Here is a 19,672-nt window from a genome sequence, read left to right as displayed (position 1 = left end):
TCACTTTGACTAGAAGAAGCTTAAAATCAATCCACCAGCTACCACTGATGCGATTTGTCCAGAAACATTCGCACTCACGGAATAATTAAGCACAAAGTTTTGAGGATCTGCTTCTGTTGCTAAACGTTGGACAACACGACTTGACATTGGGAAGGCTGAGATCCCTGCTCCACCAACCATTGGATTAATTTTATTCTTCAAGAATAAGTTTAGGAACTTAGCAAATAAGACCCCACCAATAGTATCCATGATAAAGGCGACTAAGCCAAATAAGATGATTAATAAAGTTTGCATATTTAAAAAGAGACTTGCTTCCATTTTTACCGAGATAGCTAACCCTAAGATAATACTAATCAAATTCACTAAAGCATTTTGTGCCGTATCAGATAAACGATCGACGACACCTGATTCTCTTAAAATATTCCCGTACATTAGTGACCCTACTAAAGGAGCAGCTGAAGGAGCAATTAAACTGGCTACTACGGTAATAATAATAGGGAACAAAATACGTGTTGTTTTAGACACAGATTCTGCCTTGTATGTCATACGGATTTTACGATCAGCTTCAGTCGTGACTAGCTTAATCGCAGCCGGTTGAATAATCGGCACTAGTGCCATATAAGAGTAGGCCGCAACCGTAATCGGCCCTAATAAGTGGGGTGCTAATTGGTTGGCAACAAAGATGGATGTTGGTCCATCAGCAGCACCGATAATACCAATGGATGCCGCTTCATTGAGATCAAAACCGAATAAAACAGCTAGAATTAAAGCAAAGAAAATACCAAATTGAGCAGCAGCTCCAAAAAATAACATGGCTGGATTTTGTAATAAAGGTCCAAAATCAATCATCGCCCCAATACCAATGAATAATAGTAAGGGGAATAATTCGTTACTAATACCTGCATTGAAAAGTAGGTCGAACATCCCTTCTTGCTCTACACCATTGATAACTTGAGTGATAACACCTGACATAGGAAAGTTCACCAATATTGTGCCAAATCCCATTGGAATTAAAAGTGTCGGCTCATATTCTTTTTTGATACCTAAATACATTAAGATTCCACCAATGACCATCATTATAATTTGTGGGAAAGTAATTGATGTAATACCCTGAATTAATAAGTCCATAATCGTCCCTCTCTACTTAATCGTTACTAATGGTGCACCAGGCTCCACTGTACTACCTTTTGAAACGTAGATCCCTACAATAACACCTGATTTAGTTGCAACAATTTCGTTTTCCATTTTCATGGCTTCTAAGATTAATATTTTTTCATTTTCTTGAACCTGTTGGCCTACTTCAACAAAAACCTGTAAAATCGTACCCGGCATTGGTGCTGTTAAAGCATCTTCTCCAGCTGCAACAGAGGCTTCTTGAACAACAGGTGTCGGTTGAGCTTCCGGTTGAGTAGGAGCAGAGGCAGGAGCTTGAGCTATAGGTATTGTTTGATCAGTAGCTGGTGTGATGGCTTTTTGTGGTGTGCCACCAATCTCCTCCATTTCTACCAAATACTCCTGACCATCAATTTTAATTTTGAATTTCCTTAACATTTAGTTCCCTCGCTTTTTTATATTTACTATTTTCCAACTGCTCTCTTCAAAATCAGTCGCTACCATACTGGCTACAATTACTGCCACTTTAGTAAATTCAGGATTTTTTACCTTTATATCAGTTATTTTGAATACTGACTCATTTTGATCCCCGGCTGCAATAACACTCGCAACAGTCGAAACTAACTGATTATTCTCTGGATCCACCGCAATATATTCTGGTAAAACGGAATAGCTATCATCATCAACTGAAAAAAAGGTATTTTCTGGTGACTTAGTATCCATCTTTTTAGCATCAGAAGAAAATAAATTTTTAATTCGTTGTATGAAACTCACTTCAATCGCCTCCCTTATTAATCTTTTTTATCTGCTGTCGTCATTATAAAACAAAATATATCTAGCCATTGTTTTTTCTCTGTTTTTATTATATCCGCTTACACTCATAACCCATCTCATAAATAGCTAGCGTAGGATTAAAATCCTTATGCATGCGATATTTATTAGAAAAAAAATCTATACTGTTTTTTTGCTGTTCTTTTGATTTTTCCTACTATAAATCTCAATAAAATTTTACTATACTGTAAGCGTATACTGATTATGTGCACATTGCGTATATTTCTTTCATCTTTTTTATCTGCTAATAAAAGGACTTTGTAAACACAAATTCCATATGAGAGGGAGAAATTAATATGTTAACATTTTTATCTTGGGCAATGATTGTTGTCTTTATGTACGTTATCTTAACTAAAAAGATGACACCTTTTTCATCACTTGTATTAGTTCCACTCGTTTTTGCTTTAATCGCTAAATTAATCGGGGTTGCTAATGAAGGTTCAATTGGTACATGGATTATGGAAGGTATTGGCAAAACATCTAATACCGGATTGATGTTGTTATTTGCTATTCTATTTTTTGCCATTATGTTGGATGCAGGGCTTTTTGATCCCATTACGGCTAAGATGATCCAATTTGCAAAAGGGGATCCTCTAAAAGTGCTTATTGCGACTGCAGTAGTAGCTGCGACGGTTTCATTGAATGGTGATGGTACAACCACTACGCTCATTTGTGTTTCAGCATTCTTACCTATTTACAAAAAACTTAATATGAAAATTATGAACCTTGGTGTTCTTATCATTATGCAAAATACCATCATGAACTTACTGCCTTGGGGTGGACCCACTGCACGGGCGATGGCTGTTCTTGGAGTTGAAGCCGATATATTAAGTTATTTAGCACCAGGAATGGTTTTATCTATTCTATATGTTATCTTTATTGTTGCTCCATTTATGGGACGTAAAGAACGCAATCGTTTAGGTATTGTTAATATGACTGATGAAGAGATGGCTCAATTAACGGTAATAACCGATCCTGAAGTTCAAGCTATTCGTCGTCCTGAAAAATGGCTTTTCAATGTTATCTTAACGGTTGGTCTTGTTGGATGGTTGATTGCTGGATCATTTATTGAAGCAATTTATCAACCACCATTTGTTTTATTCCTTGTTGGTACAACAATTGCCTTACTTGTCAATTATCCCGATTTAAAAGATCAAGGTAAACGTATCAGTGAAAATGCTGGTGATGCTGTATCTGTTGTTATTTTAGTCTTTGCTGCCGGTGTGTTCATGGGATTATTCCAAGGGTCTGGTATGGCTGACGCAATGGCACAAAGCTTTATTACCATTGTTCCTGAAGCACTTGGTGGATTCTGGGGCTTGGTTGTGGCTCTTATTTCTGTACCTGGTACATTCTTTATCTCGAATGATGGTTTCTACTTTGGTATCTTACCGCCTTTAGCTGAAGTTGGTTATACTTACGGCTTTACCAACATGCAATTAGCATTGGCATCATTAATGGGTCAAGCGTTCCACTTACTTAGTCCATTGGTTGCTTTCATCTACTTGCTATTAAGATTATTAGACTTAGATATGGGTGAGTGGCAAAAAGAATCCGCTAAATGGTTAGTCGGTGTCTTTATTATCTTTGTTGGAACGGCTCTAGCCCTTGGATATATTCCATTATATATTCCGCAATAAATCGATATATTTTCATTAATGTCACAAATTACAGTAGATTCTTAAGGGACTGACATCGTTGTATGTTGGTTCCTTTTCTGTTGAGCTTTTGATTGTAGCAATGGTATTTATTTTCAATTTTATTTCTCTATAACTGAATTTGTTTTATTCACAATGATAGCGTTTTATTATATTATATAGTTACATACGAAAACATTTTTATAAGATTGGAGGCAAAAAAAATTGAAATCCATGGTAAATGCTGTTAAAAAAACCTAGATGTCAATTCAAATCAAACAATCAATATGTCCGTCTACCAAGCTTTTAAACGCACAATTATTTTAGGAGAGATTCCTGCGGGTGAACGAATTAATGAATCCATATTCTCTGAAGAATTAAATATCAGTCGCACGCCCATTCGGTTTGCCTTAAACCAATTACTGAAAGAACAATTAGTCGAACACGTCCCAGGTGTGGGTATGATTGTTCGTGGTATTAGTATTAAAGATGCTTATGAAATTTTTCAAATAAGAAAAGCCCTCGATACACTTGCCTTTACTAGTGCCATGAATTTAATGACTGATGCCGAATTTGAAGAAATTGAGAGTCATTTACAAAATGGTAATCAAATTTCACACATATCCAATGTTAACGACTTGATTGCAAATTTTTCGGATTTTAACGCTTATATTTATGCAAAATCACAGATGCGACGCCTGCCAAAGATTATTGATGAAATCTCTGCCTACTTGGTCTATTTTAGAGAAATTTCTATTCGAGATGAGATACGAAGTAAAGAAGCATTAGAAGAACATTTTCTTATCCTCAAAGGTATGCGAAAAAAGGATGCAGAATTAATTAAGATGTTAATCCATGAACATACTGACCATTCATTGAAATTTATTATTAGCGAAATGGAGAAACGAAATATTGAGTAATCACCCATCTTTAGACTCACTCATCCCCAGTTTAGCCATTAAAGCCTTGATGTATGAAGTAACGGTTTCACCTAAGCCTGGATTAGTCGATCGATTTAATAATGGATCGCACCAAGATATGAATTTTTATACCTTCGTCGATAGTGTTTTATCTTTTCAACCCTTTTTCAAACAATACTATATGGCCGGTAAAGAATTAAGTCACTGTTCAGATCTCAACCAGCTTTTTTTTAGGTCAAGAGAAATTGGGATTCAAGCTGAAAAAGCAATGTTTGATGCTACCAATGGGATTAATACACATAAAGGGGCAAACTTTTCTTTTGCTTTATTATTAATTGGGATAGGGTATTTGGTTGAACGAGAACAACTAACCCATTGGACACCCGTTCATTCAGATGACTTATTCAACATCATTCAATTGATGACAAAAGACCACTTGTTGAAAGACTTTGATGAGGTTCACAACAAACAAAAACATACACATGGAGAAAAACTCTATTTACAGCATGGTATTACTGGTATTCGTGGAGAAGCTGTGAATGGTTATCCCATCCTCAAAAATATTTTACTACCTTACTTTCGATCTTATGCGGGTGAGCTTAATGAATATATACTGCTTAAAGGACTGGTCTTAACCATGGGGCATATTGAAGATGGTAATATTATTTATCGAGGCGGAATGGAGGCTTGGCAGCTTGTCAAACAAGAATCCCTTGCTTTGTTTAATGAAAAATTGAATCCGGAAGAATTTCTCCTCGCTGTACATGATTATGACCAAATCTTAATAGAACGACATTTAAGTCCAGGCGGTGCTGCTGATGCATTAAGTTTAGGTATCTTTCTTTATTTATTAGAATCCGCATTTGTCTAATCGTTGAGCAAGCAAAAAATCCGAACGGTTTAATTATTGTCATTAAACCGCTCGGATTTTTTCAGCTTTTTATAAAACTACTCCCCACGCCCCCGGCAGCGCCGATAGCCACTCCGATAGCGATTCCCAAAGCCAAATCGTCCATCAACAGCCCCAAAATAACCCCTAAGACCACGCCGACGCCTGCTCCTTTAATGATCTTGTTGGGTCTTTGATCCTGACTCATTACAATCCCTCCCAAATAAATATCCCTGCCTGAATGACGTTAACATCCGAATTAAATTGGTTTTGCGATTGCCTGACGCATCATGCTGTTGGCTCATTATTGGCCAACATTAGAAAACCGACGACCCCAAGTTCTTTATACGTCTGCATACCTAACGATTGATAAAAAGCAACGGTAGCTTCTTGTTCATCAGTTGTTAAAATGATTTGGCGAGCATAGGCCACTTCTTTAAAGATTAACTGCATTAATTGGCTACCGATACCTTGTCTTTGATAGGTTGGGTGGACTAAGACATCTTGAATGTAAGCTACAAAACCGCCATCACCAACTACGCGAACTAAGCCCACTAATTGATTACCATCCCAAGCCATATAATAGTGTCGTGATTGCTTTAATAATGTAAGTACCGGTGTTTGGCACGTCAAATAGACGGTCCAACCGACACTTGTGTATAATTGCTGCAACTGCTCTTGCGTAACGGGTCTTTCACAAGAATACTCTATCACCCCTATAACTCCATTTCATTTAATAAATCTCTTAGAGCGACTAGTTCTTCTTGGGTAAAGGTCAAGCCTTTGCTCATTTTTTGGTAGTCAGGATCCCAGGAACGGATATCAAAACTCGGTTGGCGATTATTCCAACTGGTTAAGGTGAGTTCTTTAGTCCATCCCTTATTATTTTCTGATAACACACCGAGGTGTTCTTTGATTTCAAATTCAATATTAGCCATTGTCATCCTCTTTCTTAAGGGTATTATTCGTCAGCCGTCGTTGCGATATCTGCTATTTGCCAATGCACCAACTGGGTTAAATCAGCCGGATTAATTTCGACCGAGAAGCCGACTTTACCCGCACTAATTAGAATCGTCGCATGCTCATTGGCCGATTGATCTAAGACGGTGACGAAGTCTTTTTTCATGCCTATTGGGGAACAACCTCCATGGACATAACCGGTTAATGGCAGCAGTTCTTTTTCTTTTATCATGTGGATATTTTTTTCATTAACGGCTTTAGCCGCTTTCTTTAAATCTAGTTCTTGGGTTACGGGAACAACAAATACATAATGTTCGTTGGATTTTCCTTGGGTCACAAGGGTTTTATAGACGGGGGCTTCCAGGGCTAACTTTTTAGCGTCTTCCCATTTATAAGCTTGATAGGGGATTTTATGTTGTTCTAATACACGCATAACGTTGGTTTTCTTTTGAGCCATTTTACACAACTCCTTAGTATCATATAAGCATATTCTTTCTGCGATGTGAAGCAATTTGCCTTCATCTGCTGGCATGTTAAATAAAAAAATAATTAATCAAGACAGAGCCCTAGTAAGCACCTTCCCGATTAATTATTTGCGATATTTATTTTTCTGAAAGTTTTTCGATTTGTTTTAAAAAGTCTTCATTATTATCGGTGTGTTTGAGGAGTTGAATGAATTGATCGGTATATTCTAAGGAATCGCCCGTCATCATTTTGCGTAATTTCCAAATTTGGTCGAGCTGCTGGCTATCCAATAGAAGTTCTTCTTTACGGGTGCCTGAGCGACGAATATCGATGGCCGGGAAGATGCGGCGTTCCGCTAAGTTACGGGACAAGTGCAACTCTGAGTTTCCGGTCCCTTTAAATTCTTCATAAATCATATCGTCCATCCGGCTACCTGTATCAACTAAGGCGGTTGCTAGAATGGTTAAGGAGCCACCATTTTCAATATTACGCGCTGCACCAAAGAATCGTTTGGGAAGGTAGAAAGCAGCTGGATCAAGACCCCCACTCAGCGTCCGGCCACTTGGTTTCACAACTAAGTTGTAAGCCCGCGCTAGTCGGGTAATGCTGTCCATTAAGATAACGACGTCACGGCCATCTTCCACTAAACGCATAGCACGGTCAAGCACTAATTCTGCAATGCGGACATGGTTTTCCGGTTGTTGGTCAAAGGTGGAATAGACCACTTCGCCATTAACACTGCGTTCAATGTCGGTTACTTCTTCTGGTCGTTCATCAATCAAAAGAATAATCAATTCTACTTCTGGGTTGTTGGCGCTGATCCCGTTGGCGATTTCCTTCAAGATGGTTGTTTTACCGGCTTTAGGTGGCGCTACGATAAGCGCCCTTTGACCAAAACCTATCGGGGAAATAAGATCAATCATACGATTGGCAATCGCTTGTGGTTTATAGCTTAATATAATTTGTTCTTCTGGATACAGTGGCGTTAAACTTGGAAAATGATCACGTTGTTTAGCTTCTTCTGGATCTTTGCCGTTAACGGTTGATATTTGCATTAGCCCGTAGTAACGTTCACTGGCTTTTGGAGGACGCGCGGGACCTGAAACTTTATCACCATTTCTTAATTCAAAGCGTCGAATTTGTGAATTTGAGATGTAAATATCTTCTTGACTGGGTGAATAGTTAATTGGGCGTAAAAAGCCAAACCCTTCACCAGGATTTGTATCCAATACCCCTTCCACTTGGAAAAAGCCTTGTTTTTCTTCTTGGGTACGCATGACTGCCAAGGCCAATTCTTTCTTGCTTAATTGGCTATAATTAGGTATTTCTAATTCACGCGCATAGGCGTATAATTCTTTAACCTCCTTGGCAAGCAAGGTTTCTAGCGAGAAGTCATCTGCCATGTTTGTTCATCCTATCTTTTTTTTTACTCTTCTGGTTGATCGTCTTCGACCATTTCAATATCTGCTCCAACAGCAGATAAGTTTTCTACAATATTAGCATAACCCCGTAAAATATTTTCTACACCGGTTATTACGGTTTCGCCTTCAGCGATTAAGCCAGCGATTACAAGACAAGCTCCCGCGCGTAAATCACTCGCCTTGACTTGGGCACCGGTTAATTTAGTTGGACCGGTAATACGAATAATATCGCCGTCTACTTTAATATCGGCTCCCATCCGATTTAATTCGGGAATATGTTTGGTCCGTTGGGGATATATCGTATCCATAATCGTGCCTTCACCGTGAGCAAGCACTAAAAGCGGCGTTATCGGTTGTTGTAAATCTGTTGCAAAACCAGGATAAGGTAAGGTTTTGATATTAACCATCTTTAAGTTATCCGATGGGTGAACATAAACACTATCTTCGCCCACATCCATTTTCACACCCATCTCATCGAGTTTAGCAATAAAGCCTTCAATATGTTCAAAAATAACGTTATTTATTTTAACACCTTGGCCCATGGCAACCGCAGCTGTAATGTATGTCCCAGCTTCAATCCGGTCCGGTATAATCGTGTGATTTACCCCATGCAGTTCTTCAACGCCTTCCACCCGAATCACATTGGTACCTGCTCCACGAATTTTGGCCCCCATTTTATTCAGTAAGGTGACCACATCAATAATTTCGGGTTCGCGCGCGGCATTTTCAATCGTCGTCTTACCTTTAGCTTTAACGGACGCTAAAATGGTATTGATGGTTGCCCCTACAGACACCACGTCCATATAAATACGTGTGCCGGTTAAGCCATTAGGTGTCGCTAAAGTAATAACACCAAATTCATCTTCAATTTCTGCGCCTAGAGCGGTGAAGGCTTTGATATGTTGATCAATGGGACGTGGTCCTAAGAAACAACCCCCAGGTAAACCAATGACCCCTTCACCAAATTTCGATAAGGTAGCCCCCATAAAGTAATATGAAGCTCGTAAACTTTGGATTTTGCCTGTTGGCATTGGGATAGATACCATATCGGTTGGATCAATCCGTAAGACATTATTTTCAAAATGTGTTTTGACATTGAATTCATTCAAAATTTCAATCAGCGAGTAGACATCTTGAATGTCTGGCACCCCTTCAAGGACGACTTCCGAATCCGCTAAAATAGCTGCAGGAATTAATGCGACCGTACTGTTTTTGGCTCCACTAATGGTGATTTCACCTGTCAAAGGCTTATTTCCACGAACAATTAACTTTTTCATAAATGAGACTCCTTGTATCAATCTTTTGTCAATTCAATATAACGCTCATTGAATCGTTGGGTTAATAAATCATCTAATGTTGCTAAACTTTGCCATTGGTTTTCATCGTTTAAACCTGCCATATGATATAAATCTTTCAGTAGTTGGTGAATACTGGCTGGACTGCGACCCACACGTGCCTGAATCCAATCGTCATCAACATAAATAATTTCATGGGCTACAATGTTTCGAAGATACTTTTCAATATTGCGCATATCATGGGCTTTTTCGATTAAAAGATCATCCTTTGAATTAAATTCAATGATTTTTAATAAATGACTCGAACTAATGTAATGACTATAGTTAAAGCGGTCCCCATAATAGTGTTGAAAGGTACGATGCACCATATTTTGTTTGGCTTCGATGGCTGTTTGCGACCATTGCAAACCGCGGTACAATGCCTCCCCGTCCTCTTTCACTTTAGTCGTCGGTTCAATATAGTGATTTAAATTCGGTAATAAATGCCGCTGGATAATAATCCGATAAATATCCACTAACAGCGGGGTTAGTGCCCTTAAATAATCCGCATATTCTTGCCGACTTAATTGGATCGTTAGATAATGCCAAAAATTATAGCTACGTTGTTCTATATAGGACGGTTGGGTTAAAAATTGATAGCCGGTTAAAGGAGCAAGCTTTTCAATCGCCGAAAGATTACCTTTGACAATTGCATGAGCTAATCCGACTAAATCAAGGGTGTTTTTATCTTGCCAGTGGGAGTTTTGTTGTAAGAAAGTATATATGGAAATATACTGGTGATGTTTTATGGCATGCTCAATCAGATTCAATTGAATAGTTAGTTCAGACGGCGTGTTTGTTGACACTCTTTTCACCTCATCAATAGACTATCATGACAATAAGTTATTCACTCATAAGTTTAACATACTAGCTGTAAAAATTACATTGAAAAATCTCCTATTTAAAACCCTTGATACGAATTATTTTTTCACTAAATATCACTTCTTTAACTGATGTCATGCTTATTGCATTATCTAAAATTAGGATTGAATTTTCTACAGAAGGCACTTAGCACAGGCATGAAGTTGTTAAAGATAGGGGCAAAGGCAAAGACGAGCTGATTGGAGTGTTCTTATTGCTTTCGTTAGTCTAACGGTTTTTGAGCCTGCCGTCAAGCGAGTAAAGGTAAGTGTCTACCAAACACGTCAAAATCCGAACGTTTTATCACAGCCGTGCCGATTATCTAGAGTGGCACTAACGCGATAATTATACGTTCGGATTTTACTAACGTTTATTTGAGATGAAACTAACTAAGCAGACGCTTTGACTAAATTAGCTTGAATAGCTGGATTGTCGTGTGGTTGAATCCCTTGGTAATTTCCTTTTTTAAGGGCTGGTATGGTCAACATGGCAACAAAACTGATTAGGTATAGACCGGCTAAGAATAGCATAACAGCCGGAACGCCAGCGACTTCTAAAATAGCTCCAATAGCCACAGATGAAAAGCCTCCTACTGCACGTCCCACATTTAAGATGGTGTTGTTAGCAATGGATGAGATTTGGTATGGGTATAGACGAGTAATCATCGCACCGTAACCAGCAAACATCCCATTAACAAAGAAACCAACGATGGCACCACCAATTAACAACGTCCATGCGCTATTAGCGTAAGTGAATAAGTAAACTGAAACAGCAGAAGCTAGTAAAAAGATACCATAAACTAAACGTGGACCAAAGCGGTCTAACAGTTGACCGAACACCAACATGCCTAAACACATACCTAAGATGGTAGCAATCATCCATTGCGATGAACCACTGACACTGATACCTAGATTACGTTGCATAATTGTTGGCAACCAATTCATCATACCAAAGTAACCTGCAATTTGAACGGTCGTCATGACCATTAACATCAATGTTTGATAAGCCAATTTAGGTGTTTTGAATAAGTCCGAAATCTTACCTTTGGCTTCGCCAGTTTCTGTGCTGGCTTGGCTTTCGATATGTAGCTCTGAGTCATCGATGGCATAGCGAGCCCAGATAACTAAAGCGATGGGTAAAAGGCCGAATAAGAACAGTCCACGCCATCCAAAAACAGGGGCAATGATTGAGGCAAGTAAGGCAGAGGTAATTGATCCGATTTGACCAACAATCCCATTTAAGGAACTAATACGTCCCATTTTATCTGAGGGTACTAAGCCTGCCATAATGGAAATGGCAACGCCGTATTCGCCACCCACGCCAATACCGGCGATAAAACGCATGAGGTATAAGTAGTACACATTAGGGGTGAAGAAAATTAAACCTGTTGCAATTGAGAAAACAAGGATGGTCCATTTAAATACTTTGAATTTATTATAGCGGTCAGCTAAAACACCGAATAAGAGTCCGCCAACGAGCATCCCTAAGTTAGTAATGGTCGCAATCCAACCACCTTGCACATCAGTAATACCTAATTGCGTGATGATGGTTGACATTGAAAAAGCTAAAAACATGACATTTAAATCATCGGTTCCTGAAGCGACAATTGACATGATAAGGGCATTGCGTTGGGATTTGTTCAAATTTTTCATATTCTTCTCCTTTAATGAATGCTCTCGGCATTCTTTATTAAATTAACGACTTGGGCGAGGGGCAGTGATATTTATTGGTTTGGCCATTGACTTGGGTTTTGGTACCAGCTGGCAAGCGTGTCGTAGTGATTGGCAAGTTCCGGGCGTTTGACGGCGGCGTCGATCAATATTTGGTAGTTGGTTAAAGTGGCTAAAGGTAATTGGGCGGCGGCAAAGTTTTGGCGACCAACTTCGAGTAAGTAGTCAAAGATGGCCACACAGCCAAGGACGTCTCCGCCTGCTTCGGTTACTTTTTCGGCGGCTTTCAGGACACTAGATCCCGTAGAAATGAGGTCTTCAATCATCACGACTTTTGCACCTGGCTCTAAATAGCCTTCAATGGCTTTTTGTTTGCCATGGTCTTTGTTGGATGAACGCACATAAATCATCGGTAAGTTGAGTTTGGCTGCCACAAAGGCTGCGTGCGGAATACCGGCTGTCGCTGTACCTGCGATGACTTCAACGTCCGGATAGTGGTGCATAATCAGTTCCGCTAAGGCGGTTTCTATTTGGTCACGTTCTTTCGGATAACTCATAATCAGACGGTTATCACAATAAATAGGTGCCTTAATTCCACTTGCCCAGGTGTAGGGTTCTGTCGGATTTAAGTTAACAGCGTTAATGGCCAACAATAGTTCTGCGATGTTCGAAGCTTGATTCATTAACTAATTTCTCTCCTTATAGGCAGCTCTTCCGGCTTCCCATTGACTGCGTATTTCGTTGTAAATTGCAACCGGCGTTTTTGATTCCGTAATAGGGCGACCAACGACGATGAAGTCACTTCCGACTTCGCCAGCTTCAAATGGTGTCGCAATTCGTTTTTGATCATGACGGTTTTCTTTGTTTAAGCGAATCCCTGGTGTGACGGTAATTAATTGGTTGTTGGATGATTCTTTTAAGGTGCTCACTTCTTGTGGGGAACACACAACGCCTTCAATCCCTGCTTGCATAGCTAACTCAGCATAGTGTGTTACACTTTCTTTCATCGTTACCGCTATTTTTTGTTCATCGCGCAATTGTGAGATGGTCGTGGATGTTAGTTGTGTAACAGCGACTAGTAGGGGTTTTTTACCGGTTTTTTTAGTGCCAGCTTCTAAACCGCGGATGGCGGCTTTCATCATTTCAACACCACCACTGGCATGAATGGTTAACATATCTACTTCCAATAACGTTAAGACTTCCATCGCTCGTTCAACGGTCGTTGGTATATCGTGTAATTTAAGATCTAAAAAGATATCATGACCGGAAGCTTTCAATTCTTTAATTAACGGGGCACCTTCAGAATAAAATAATTCCATTCCTACTTTAAGGTTTAACTTTTCCCCTTCAAACGCACTTAAAAACTCACGGACTGCTTCTTGGTGTTGGATGTCTAAGGCAACAATTGGTAAATTTTTATCCATTTCTCCAGCTCCTCTGTAGTTAAATAATAGTGTTGTCTCTATTATAAATCAAAAAAAGAGACTAGCAACTAATATCCGTGCTCGTCTCTTCATAAAAATACATTATTGGATGCTATTGGGAAGCATAAAAAATCTGCGCGCCAAATAGCCTTCTGGTATGTACTTTCATGTTTCACGGAACACGCTTAAAGTAACCTTTGCTGTTTGTCATTATAGCATTGTCATTGTGATTGTCAATGTCTTTTTTGAAAATAAATATCTGTGGTGGGGGTGGTGCGAAGGGTGGTGGGATAGGTGGGAAGATGGGTGGGAGGATGGGGCTTGTGGGAGTTGGGAGGATTTTGGTGCGTTTTTGCAATATTTGTTCATTTGCCGGACGTCATTTGTGGATGTGAGCCGGCTTGGCTAGTTGCCGGACGTCATGCGGAATTCACGTCCGCCTTTTTGGCGACTTTTACCTTTTTGGTCCATTTGGCGGACGTCATTTGTGGATGTGAGCCGGCTTTACTGGTTGACGGACGTCATGCGGAATTCACGTCCGCCTTTTTGTGTTTTGATGATTTTGTCAGTGATAAATTATGTATTTTTCGATTCGTTTGTAAAACGCATTATAGTATTTTAGTTTTACTATAATACCTTTGGGAATCGCGTTATAGTATTTTGGTTTTACTATAATACGTTTGGGAATCGCGTTATAGTATTTTAGTTTTACTATAATACCTTTGGGAATCGCGTTATAGTATTTTGGTTTTACTATAATACCATTGCATTTTCTTTAAAACAAATACACTCCTTCACTCCCCACTTACAGTTGCTTAGCTCAACAGAAACTGTGTACCGCCATTCTAGTAATGTGTGAGAGAGAAGTGAACGAGCGGTTATTGATTGCATTACATCAACGCGATAGAAGGCTGATTTTCTTCGATGAATCATTATGAATTTCTTCTATAGGTGGGCTATTATAGACTGGCGGTTGCTCACTTGTCACATTTGCTGATTAAGTGGAACAAACTCACCCAGTATATTCCACTTAACAGACTAAGTGGAACCAACTCACGCAGTATATTCCACTTCCTGCTTACCGCAATATACTCAAATTGCCCTTCAAAACCCAAAGAAACAGGCGCAAAGCATTAATAGCTCTGCACCTTTACATTTGAAAATATATACACTACTATCATTATAAATTATATGCTTATTTTTCACCGGTATAAGTAAAAGCTTGAATTATTTGACGATGTGCAAATAAATAAATTATAACAATCGGGAGTATCAACAAAACATTCCCTGCCATTAATATGTGATAATTTGTCCCCGTTTCGGCATTTATTAATGAAGCCACACCTACAGGCAAGGTTCTTACAGTGTCATTAGTTGTCATAGTTAATGGCCAAAAATATTCATTCCATGAACCAATAAAGGTTAATAACGAAAGAGTAACAATGGTAGGACGCGCAATTGGCATCATTATTTTTCTAACAATCGTTAACTCTGAGGCTCGATCCAACTTAGCAGCCTCTATAAGTTCATTTGGAATGCGCATAAAGGTTTGTCTTAACATAAATATCCCAATGCACTGGTTGCTGAAGGCAAAATTAGTGTCGAGTAAGTATTAATCATTTCTAGTTCAGCAAACATCACATAAATTGTTAAGAAAGTTAATTGGGTAGGAACCATCATCGTTACGATTACAGTCCCAAAAGCCAAATTCTTCCCTTTAAAACTATACCTAGCAAAAGCATACGCAGCTAATGTCACAGATACTAATTGCAACACCACGGTTGCTACTGAAACAATAACTGAGTTTTTAAGATAATGAAAAAACGGCATTGATTCTGTTGCTAACCGATAATTTTCCCATTGTGGATCTTCTGGAAAGAGAGAAGGTGGGAATGTTAATGTTTCACCTAATGTTTTCAACGATGAACTGACTAACCAAAAAAACGGAAAAGCAAACACAAGAAAAATCAATGTATTCATGATAATCTTTGAGATTTTTACTAATGGTTTCAAACTTTACCTCCTACTGATAATGAACTCGACGAGATAATAGACGGAAATAAATTATCGTCAAAACGGCTAAAATAACTAATAACACAACGCCGATGGCAGATGCGTATCCTACTTTAAAATATAACGTTCCTTCTTCATAAATAGCATATACTAACGTGGTTGTAGCATTGAGAGGCCCACCTTGAGTCATAATATTTGCTGTTTCAAACATTTTAAATGAGTTAATTATACTTATAATGGTTAAAAAGAAAATTGTCGGCGAAATCATTGGAAGGCTGATCTTAGTAAAAACTCTCCATCTACTTGCATTATCCAGACTTGCTGCTTCATATAAATGTCGAGGTATACTTTGCAAGGCGGAAATTAGTATTAATGCATTGTAGCCCAGATTTTTCCATACAGATATGATTACTAATGAAGTCATTGCAACATCTGGATCACCTAACCAATTAATGGGTTCTATACCAAATAACGATAAAAAATAATTAATAAAACCATAATCATAATTCATCATCCATGACATTAATAGTGAAATAGATGCCATTGAGACTACATATGGCATAAAGGATACTGACTGCAAGAAACGGTTGATTGGAGTATCTTTACTTAAGTATAATGCTAATAATAAACCAAGAATCATCCCTGCCGCTACAGTGAAGATAACGTAAAACACCGTATTACCTAGTATTTGATAAAAATCACTACTGTTAAACAGTCGTTCATAATTTTCAAATCCTATAAATTTCATATCAGATATCATATTCCAATTAAAAAAACTATTGTAAACCATTCTAATAAGTGGATAGATATTAAAAACAATTAAAACAATCATTGCAGGAACAATAAATACAACCGGCTTCCAATTAAATTTTTTTCGTTGATTAGTTATTTCCATAGCTAACCTCTTATTCTCTGTTCATCAGCATCAAAATAATAAAGGCGACTGTCATCAATAAACAACTCAACTGTAGAATCTAACGGTAATTCGTCCTGTTGGAAAGTTTTAAAATGAACTTTTCCGAATGAAGCATTTGTATTATAAATGATTTCTGAACCTAACAATTCTCTAGTATTTATAATTGTTTCAAAGACCAAATCATTATCTTTTACATCTTCATCACTTTTAATCACAGCGGATGATGATCTAAATCCTACATAAACAGCATTATTTAATCGGGGGTTAAAATTAGGGATATCTGCAATACGATATAAATTCATTGATGGCGATCCAATAAATTGAGCGGTAAAAATATTGTTAGGATCTCCATAGATTTTTTTAGGTGAATCTTTTTGTTGAATTTCCCCATGATTCATCAAGATGATATCTGTTGCCATTGACATGGCTTCAGTCTGATCATGCGTAACGTATACGAATGTTGTTTTTAACTTTTTATGTAACTCACTCAACTCAATCCTCATTTGTGAACGAAGCTTTGCATCTAAATTAGATAATGGCTCATCCATTAAGAAAACTTTTGGTTTTTTTACCATCGCTCGAGCCAAAGCCACTCTTTGACGCTGTCCACCGGACAGGGCACCTGGTTTTTTGTCTAAGTGAGCTGTTAAATCAACAATCTCTGATATCTCAGAAATTAATTCTTCACGTTTATTTTTAGGAACTTTATTGTTTATTAAACCAAATTCAATATTTTCACGTACGGTCATGGTCGGGTATAAAGCATAGTTTTGAAAAACCATAGCTATATCACGATCGCCAGGTTCGACTTTACTCATTAATTTTCCATCAATAAATATTTCTCCACCCGTTGCTTCTTCTAACCCAGCAATTAATCTTAAAGTAGTTGTTTTCCCACAACCACTAGGTCCGATTAAAACTGTAAAACTTCCATCTTGAATCGTTAAATTTAAATCAGGAATTATGATATTATTCCCAAATTTCTTTTCGATATTTTTTAATTCAATAGATGCCATACTTTATACCTCTCTAAGTCTATTTCTATATTGAATAGCTGGTTGAATTTCATTACAAGCTAATAAATTCAGTCCTAATTGAGTCGCTTTTTCAATGTCTTCATCTGAATCAATGGGTACTATTGTCATCTGTAGACCATACTCTTTGTATTTTGCAACCAATTCAGGTGTTGCAGAATTAATAAACAAACCGATAACTGTAAGAGATTTTAAATAATCATCTTCATATATTTCATCTTTATCTAAATATTGCATTAGGTCGTATCCGAAAGATTGAACTGGCATATTTTTTTCGATAGCTGCTTTAGTGACACGGTAATCAAATGTCGTTAATAAACTATCTAATAAATCATAGTCCTTTAATATTTCATATACTTCATGAAATAATTCAACACTATCGTCTTGCGTCTTAATTTCAATAAAATGTTCCAATTCTGGATAGGCTTTAGTCATTTCCAAGTATTCGATAAAAGTAGGGATTTTTTCATCACTCAATGTACCATTAGGATTATATAATTTAACATTATCTAATTCTTGCAGCGTTAAGTCTTTAATTAATCCTGTACCATTAGTGGTTCGATCAATGCTATCATCGTGTAAAAGAACAATTTTTTTATCTTTTGTATAATGCAAATCAATCTCAACGGCATCTACGCCTGCCTCTATCGCTTTAAATACAGCTAACAATGAATTTTCAGGATAACGTGCCATATACCCTCTATGTCCGCATACAAAAATATCTTCTTTATTATCGACTATTCTCATAATTTTACTCCTATCTATAATAAAAGTAGCTTAGTATTATTCAAATACTAAGCTACTTAAGTTTAATTAAGAACAATGATTAACGATTCGCTTCTAATATTTGATTAATATTTTCTTGCGTTCTTGTCAAAATTTCTTCTAAATCTGTATCTGTGATGAAGATTTCTTGAATCATTTCTTGTTCTACTTGAACAATCTCAGCATATCCAGGTGCATTTGGTTCAATTCCAGCATAATCTAATTGCTCTAATGCTGTTCTGAATTGTGGTGTTTCTTCATATAAAGCAACAATTTGTTCATTATCCGCTACACTTTGGCGAGTTGGTAAATACCCAGTTACGATATGTGAATGTACTACTTGTTCAGGTTGTACTAACCAGTTCATAAAGATTGCAGCAGCTTCTTTTTCTTCTTCACTGTGACCAGCAATCATAGCGATATTATTACCACCGGTAGGAACATTACGTACATCAGAATTAGTTGGGATGAATGCAGTATTAATTTCAAATCCTTGGTCTTCAGCAATTTGAAGTGTATTTGTTAAAGAGCCAGTTGATTGGAACCACATACCAACTTGTTGATTTGTATAAGCTTGAGCAATTTCATCACCAGAGTTATAGAATTTTACAATTCCTGCTGCTTGAGCATCACGTAATTTTTGGAAAATTTCTTGGTTTTCCGGTGAAGCAGTTATTGCTTCAGTTTGATCTTCATTTAGCCAACCACCGCCGTTTTGACGAAGAAGACCATCAAAATGCCATTGATCTGCAACAAGACCTAATCCATCATGACCATTGTCAACTAAAGTTTGAGCAGCAGTTAAAACATTATCTAATGTGTCTAAGTTTTCATCAATGCCTAATTCTCCAAACAATGAAGAATTATAGTACATAATTGGTGTACTTCTTAAATATGGATACCCATATTGAACACCATCATAGTAACTATTTAGTAATAAACCTGGATAAAAATCATCCATTGCTTCTTGATCAGCATACGGTTCTAATGGTTCTAACATATTATTTTTACCAAATTGAACGATTGATAATGAATTGACAACAGAAACGTGAGGAACTTCTCCTGCAACAAATCCTGCTTGGATTTTTGTATAAATGTCATTATAATTTCCTTGTGTTGTTGCAGTTACATGAATACCTTCTTCAGCACCAACTGTTTCGTTGAATTGTTGAGTTAAAGCATCATTGTTTTCTTGAGATGATCCCGTAAATGCATACCACCATTCTAACTCAATTACTTCTCCCTCTTGTGCAGAAGCAAAAAGAGGATTTAATCCTGTCATTGCAATTGATGATGATAACGCAATTGTTGTCATTAATTTCAAAAATTTTTTCATTTATACACAATCTCCTATATCAATTTGTTATTGTTAAATCTAATTTTCAAAGAAATCAAATCAACAGAGTAATTATATGATAT

The 19,672-nt window shown here is 37.6% G+C and carries 23 protein-coding genes; 4 read left to right on the top strand and 19 right to left on the bottom strand.

Features of this window, described 5'->3' with window-relative positions; all coding sequences use genetic code 11:
* Positions 1-9: 9 nt before the first annotated feature.
* The 3 genes from NRE15_RS09830 to NRE15_RS09820 are packed head-to-tail and all read right to left on the bottom strand — an operon-like array spanning position 10 to position 1,887.
* Complete coding sequence (locus tag NRE15_RS09830) at positions 10-1,128, bottom strand: sodium ion-translocating decarboxylase subunit beta (protein ID WP_313792706.1); 1,119 nt, start codon at positions 1,126-1,128, stop codon at positions 10-12.
* Between the two features lie 12 nt (positions 1,129-1,140).
* Positions 1,141-1,551, bottom strand: coding sequence for a biotin/lipoyl-containing protein (locus NRE15_RS09825; protein WP_313792705.1), 411 nt, complete (start codon positions 1,549-1,551; stop codon positions 1,141-1,143).
* On the bottom strand, positions 1,552-1,887 hold the full coding sequence (locus NRE15_RS09820; RefSeq protein ID WP_313792704.1) for a hypothetical protein: 336 nt from the start codon (positions 1,885-1,887) through the stop codon (positions 1,552-1,554). It lies immediately after the preceding gene.
* 353 nt (positions 1,888-2,240) lie between these two features.
* Between NRE15_RS09820 and NRE15_RS09815 the strand changes: the two genes are divergently transcribed.
* The 3 genes from NRE15_RS09815 (at position 2,241) to citG (ending at position 5,372) form a co-directional block, all read left to right on the top strand.
* Positions 2,241-3,584 (top strand): CitMHS family transporter, encoded by a 1,344-nt coding sequence (locus NRE15_RS09815; RefSeq protein WP_313792703.1) that lies wholly within the window; start codon positions 2,241-2,243, stop codon positions 3,582-3,584.
* A gap of 284 nt (positions 3,585-3,868) precedes the next feature.
* Complete coding sequence (locus NRE15_RS09810; protein ID WP_313792702.1) at positions 3,869-4,501, top strand: GntR family transcriptional regulator; 633 nt, start codon at positions 3,869-3,871, stop codon at positions 4,499-4,501.
* The gene (citG, locus tag NRE15_RS09805; protein ID WP_313792701.1) at positions 4,494-5,372 is read left to right on the top strand and encodes a triphosphoribosyl-dephospho-CoA synthase CitG; all 879 of its coding nucleotides are present in this window, start codon (positions 4,494-4,496) and stop codon (positions 5,370-5,372) included. Before NRE15_RS09810 ends, citG begins: the two co-directional genes overlap by 8 nt.
* Positions 5,373-5,433: 61 nt before the next feature.
* Here the strand turns inward: citG and NRE15_RS09800 are convergent, their stop codons facing one another.
* The 10 genes from NRE15_RS09800 to pyrF all read right to left on the bottom strand — a co-directional run bounded on the left by NRE15_RS09800 (position 5,434) and on the right by pyrF (position 13,525).
* On the bottom strand, positions 5,434-5,598 hold the full coding sequence (locus NRE15_RS09800) for a glycine zipper family protein (protein ID WP_313792700.1): 165 nt from the start codon (positions 5,596-5,598) through the stop codon (positions 5,434-5,436).
* 80 nt (positions 5,599-5,678) lie between these two features.
* A complete protein-coding gene (locus NRE15_RS09795; RefSeq protein ID WP_313792699.1) occupies positions 5,679-6,104 on the bottom strand; it encodes a GNAT family N-acetyltransferase in 426 nt (141 codons plus the stop codon).
* Between the two features lie 2 nt (positions 6,105-6,106).
* Entirely contained in the window at positions 6,107-6,328 is a 222-nt protein-coding gene (locus tag NRE15_RS09790; protein WP_313792698.1) for a YdbC family protein, read from the bottom strand.
* Positions 6,329-6,351: 23 nt separating this feature from the next.
* Positions 6,352-6,807, bottom strand: a complete 456-nt coding sequence (ybaK, locus tag NRE15_RS09785; protein WP_313792697.1) for a Cys-tRNA(Pro) deacylase — start codon at positions 6,805-6,807, stop codon at positions 6,352-6,354.
* A 145-nt stretch (positions 6,808-6,952) separates the two neighbouring features.
* A complete protein-coding gene (rho, locus tag NRE15_RS09780; protein ID WP_313792696.1) occupies positions 6,953-8,218 on the bottom strand; it encodes a transcription termination factor Rho in 1,266 nt (421 codons plus the stop codon).
* Between the two features lie 23 nt (positions 8,219-8,241).
* Positions 8,242-9,513: a UDP-N-acetylglucosamine 1-carboxyvinyltransferase gene (locus NRE15_RS09775; RefSeq protein WP_313792695.1), complete on the bottom strand. Its 1,272-nt coding sequence runs from the start codon at positions 9,511-9,513 to the stop codon at positions 8,242-8,244.
* Between the two features lie 17 nt (positions 9,514-9,530).
* The gene (locus NRE15_RS09770) at positions 9,531-10,376 is read right to left on the bottom strand and encodes a hypothetical protein (RefSeq protein WP_313792694.1); all 846 of its coding nucleotides are present in this window, start codon (positions 10,374-10,376) and stop codon (positions 9,531-9,533) included.
* Positions 10,377-10,820: 444 nt separating this feature from the next.
* The gene (locus NRE15_RS09765; RefSeq protein ID WP_313792693.1) at positions 10,821-12,083 is read right to left on the bottom strand and encodes an MFS transporter; all 1,263 of its coding nucleotides are present in this window, start codon (positions 12,081-12,083) and stop codon (positions 10,821-10,823) included.
* Positions 12,084-12,154: 71 nt separating this feature from the next.
* Complete coding sequence (pyrE, locus tag NRE15_RS09760; protein ID WP_313792692.1) at positions 12,155-12,784, bottom strand: orotate phosphoribosyltransferase; 630 nt, start codon at positions 12,782-12,784, stop codon at positions 12,155-12,157.
* Between the two features lie 3 nt (positions 12,785-12,787).
* The gene (gene pyrF / locus NRE15_RS09755) at positions 12,788-13,525 is read right to left on the bottom strand and encodes an orotidine-5'-phosphate decarboxylase (protein WP_313792691.1); all 738 of its coding nucleotides are present in this window, start codon (positions 13,523-13,525) and stop codon (positions 12,788-12,790) included.
* Between the two features lie 294 nt (positions 13,526-13,819).
* Here pyrF and NRE15_RS09750 point away from each other — a divergent pair, with 294 nt between their 5' ends.
* Positions 13,820-14,158, top strand: a complete 339-nt coding sequence (locus NRE15_RS09750; RefSeq protein ID WP_313792690.1) for a hypothetical protein — start codon at positions 13,820-13,822, stop codon at positions 14,156-14,158.
* 562 nt (positions 14,159-14,720) lie between these two features.
* Here NRE15_RS09750 and NRE15_RS09745 read toward each other — a convergent pair.
* The 6 genes from NRE15_RS09745 to NRE15_RS09720 all read right to left on the bottom strand — a co-directional run bounded on the left by NRE15_RS09745 (position 14,721) and on the right by NRE15_RS09720 (position 19,589).
* On the bottom strand, positions 14,721-15,086 hold the full coding sequence (locus NRE15_RS09745) for a carbohydrate ABC transporter permease (protein ID WP_313792689.1): 366 nt from the start codon (positions 15,084-15,086) through the stop codon (positions 14,721-14,723).
* Positions 15,080-15,538: a carbohydrate ABC transporter permease gene (locus NRE15_RS09740; protein ID WP_313792688.1), complete on the bottom strand. Its 459-nt coding sequence runs from the start codon at positions 15,536-15,538 to the stop codon at positions 15,080-15,082. The genes NRE15_RS09745 and NRE15_RS09740 overlap by 7 nt, the downstream gene beginning before the upstream one ends.
* Before the next feature lie 10 nt (positions 15,539-15,548).
* Complete coding sequence (locus tag NRE15_RS09735) at positions 15,549-16,433, bottom strand: carbohydrate ABC transporter permease (RefSeq protein WP_313792687.1); 885 nt, start codon at positions 16,431-16,433, stop codon at positions 15,549-15,551.
* A gap of 2 nt (positions 16,434-16,435) precedes the next feature.
* A complete protein-coding gene (locus tag NRE15_RS09730; RefSeq protein ID WP_313792686.1) occupies positions 16,436-17,470 on the bottom strand; it encodes an ABC transporter ATP-binding protein in 1,035 nt (344 codons plus the stop codon).
* 3 nt (positions 17,471-17,473) lie between these two features.
* Positions 17,474-18,235, bottom strand: coding sequence for a glycerophosphodiester phosphodiesterase (locus NRE15_RS09725; protein WP_313792685.1), 762 nt, complete (start codon positions 18,233-18,235; stop codon positions 17,474-17,476).
* 79 nt (positions 18,236-18,314) lie between these two features.
* Complete coding sequence (locus NRE15_RS09720; protein WP_313792684.1) at positions 18,315-19,589, bottom strand: ABC transporter substrate-binding protein; 1,275 nt, start codon at positions 19,587-19,589, stop codon at positions 18,315-18,317.
* Positions 19,590-19,672 lie beyond the last annotated feature (83 nt).

This window comes from Fundicoccus culcitae (assembly GCF_024661895.1).
In the GTDB taxonomy this organism is placed as follows: Bacteria; Bacillota; Bacilli; order Lactobacillales; family Aerococcaceae; genus Fundicoccus_A; species Fundicoccus_A culcitae.
Note: the sequence above shows the minus strand (reverse complement) of the source record. Positions and strands in the feature narration are given on the sequence as shown.

Bases quoted from the DNA above. Each gene is read 5' to 3' on its own strand.
- NRE15_RS09830 (WP_313792706.1), bottom strand. From the start codon at position 1,128: ATGGACTTATTAATTCAGGGTATTACATCAATTACTTTCCCACAAATT.
- NRE15_RS09825 (WP_313792705.1), bottom strand. From the start codon at position 1,551: ATGTTAAGGAAATTCAAAATTAAAATTGATGGTCAGGAGTATTTGGTA.
- NRE15_RS09815 (WP_313792703.1), top strand. From the start codon at position 2,241: ATGTTAACATTTTTATCTTGGGCAATGATTGTTGTCTTTATGTACGTT.
- NRE15_RS09810 (WP_313792702.1), top strand. From the start codon at position 3,869: ATGTCCGTCTACCAAGCTTTTAAACGCACAATTATTTTAGGAGAGATT.
- NRE15_RS09800 (WP_313792700.1), bottom strand. From the start codon at position 5,598: ATGAGTCAGGATCAAAGACCCAACAAGATCATTAAAGGAGCAGGCGTC.
- NRE15_RS09790 (WP_313792698.1), bottom strand. From the start codon at position 6,328: ATGGCTAATATTGAATTTGAAATCAAAGAACACCTCGGTGTGTTATCA.
- ybaK (WP_313792697.1), bottom strand. From the start codon at position 6,807: ATGGCTCAAAAGAAAACCAACGTTATGCGTGTATTAGAACAACATAAA.
- rho (WP_313792696.1), bottom strand. From the start codon at position 8,218: ATGGCAGATGACTTCTCGCTAGAAACCTTGCTTGCCAAGGAGGTTAAA.
- NRE15_RS09775 (WP_313792695.1), bottom strand. From the start codon at position 9,513: ATGAAAAAGTTAATTGTTCGTGGAAATAAGCCTTTGACAGGTGAAATC.
- NRE15_RS09765 (WP_313792693.1), bottom strand. From the start codon at position 12,083: ATGAAAAATTTGAACAAATCCCAACGCAATGCCCTTATCATGTCAATT.
- pyrE (WP_313792692.1), bottom strand. From the start codon at position 12,784: ATGAATCAAGCTTCGAACATCGCAGAACTATTGTTGGCCATTAACGCT.
- pyrF (WP_313792691.1), bottom strand. From the start codon at position 13,525: ATGGATAAAAATTTACCAATTGTTGCCTTAGACATCCAACACCAAGAA.
- NRE15_RS09745 (WP_313792689.1), bottom strand. From the start codon at position 15,086: ATGTTAAGACAAACCTTTATGCGCATTCCAAATGAACTTATAGAGGCT.
- NRE15_RS09735 (WP_313792687.1), bottom strand. From the start codon at position 16,433: ATGGAAATAACTAATCAACGAAAAAAATTTAATTGGAAGCCGGTTGTA.
- NRE15_RS09730 (WP_313792686.1), bottom strand. From the start codon at position 17,470: ATGGCATCTATTGAATTAAAAAATATCGAAAAGAAATTTGGGAATAAT.
- NRE15_RS09725 (WP_313792685.1), bottom strand. From the start codon at position 18,235: ATGAGAATAGTCGATAATAAAGAAGATATTTTTGTATGCGGACATAGA.
- NRE15_RS09720 (WP_313792684.1), bottom strand. From the start codon at position 19,589: ATGAAAAAATTTTTGAAATTAATGACAACAATTGCGTTATCATCATCA.